The sequence below is a fragment of the Holdemanella porci genome (assembly GCF_019052655.1).
Classification (GTDB): Bacteria; Bacillota_I; Bacilli_A; order Erysipelotrichales; family Erysipelotrichaceae; genus Holdemanella; species Holdemanella hominis.
Genome location: NZ_JAHQVB010000134.1, coordinates 1 through 1,216 on the forward strand (window position 1 = coordinate 1; position 1,216 = coordinate 1,216).

The 1,216-nt window shown below is 34.4% G+C and carries 2 protein-coding genes; both read left to right on the plus strand.

Annotated features, from left to right (window positions below):
* Positions 1-224 (plus strand): IS66 family insertion sequence element accessory protein TnpB (gene tnpB, locus KTQ83_RS11770; protein ID WP_217256943.1); only part of this gene is annotated, 224 nt, incomplete at its 5' end.
* A gap of 69 nt (positions 225-293) precedes the next feature.
* Positions 294-1,216: IS66 family transposase (locus KTQ83_RS11775; protein WP_217256944.1), on the plus strand; the 923-nt coding region annotated here is incomplete at its 3' end.

Genomic DNA, 1,216 nt, shown 5'->3' on the forward strand with positions numbered 1-1,216 from the left:
TTATCTTCTGCAACCGAACAAAGACAACAATCAAAGTTTTAGAATGGGATGGAAATGGATTCTGGCTTCATACAAAGAAACTGATTGGTAAGGATCGCTTTCGATGGCCCAAATCAAAAGAAGAAGTGAGTATGCTGATTGACAAAAGGCAGTTGTCATGGTTACTGGATGGCCTTGAAATCGAGCAGAAACATGCTCATCACAAAATAGATGCAGTCATTTGAAAAGCGCTTTATTTAAAGTGAAAATGACTGCATTTTATGATATAATAAACAGGTATAAATGAGGCCTGTATGACTGTAAAAGATATTGATTCCATGTCGTTTGACGAACTTAAAAATGAATTTATCCAGTTTAGAAAAATGATGATGGATCATATTTCAGAACAGGAAAAACAAATCCAGGACTATAAGAAGAAAAATGAAGAACTGACTGTAAACATTAAAGAATTACAGTTGGAACTGGCTATTGAAAAAGAAAAATACAAACAGGTGGTAGCTGCTAAATACCAGTCACAGAAGAATCAGATTGCACTGGATATGCCAACTTTATTTGATGATATAGAAGAAGAGGCATTAAAAGTAGAAGATTCAGAAATTGAAGAAGTAATAACAGTTGGTGAACACACAAGAGTTCGCCGTCCTAAGGAACAACATTTGTCTTATGATCACCTGCCAAAAGTAGATGAATATCTGTCTGTACCAGAAGGTGAAGATATCTGTGAAAAATGTGGTTCAAAAATGCATATAAAGAAACATCAGACAAAAGAAGAATTGGTATATGAACCAGCTCGTCTTTTTGTACGTGTTACACATATACCTGTATTAGAATGTGAAAACTGCCAAATCTATAGTGAAGAAGGAAAATCAACATATCATACAGTAACACATCATTTTTTATTTGACAGAAGTATATGTTCACCAGAACTTTTGGCATACATAATCGATATGAAATACAATAATGGTCTTCCATTGTATACAATAGAAAAGATATTTCAAAGAGATCACACAATCATACCAAGACAAAACATGTCAAACTGGGTGATTGGAAGCATGAAATATCTGGAACCATTCTACAATCTGATGAAAGAGGATCTTTTAAGGATGAAGCTTATACATGCAGATGAAACTACAACTCAGGTATTGAATGAAGAAGGAAAGCCAAGTACATCCACATCCTATATGTGGGTATATCGTTCCAATAAGCATGAAGTGCC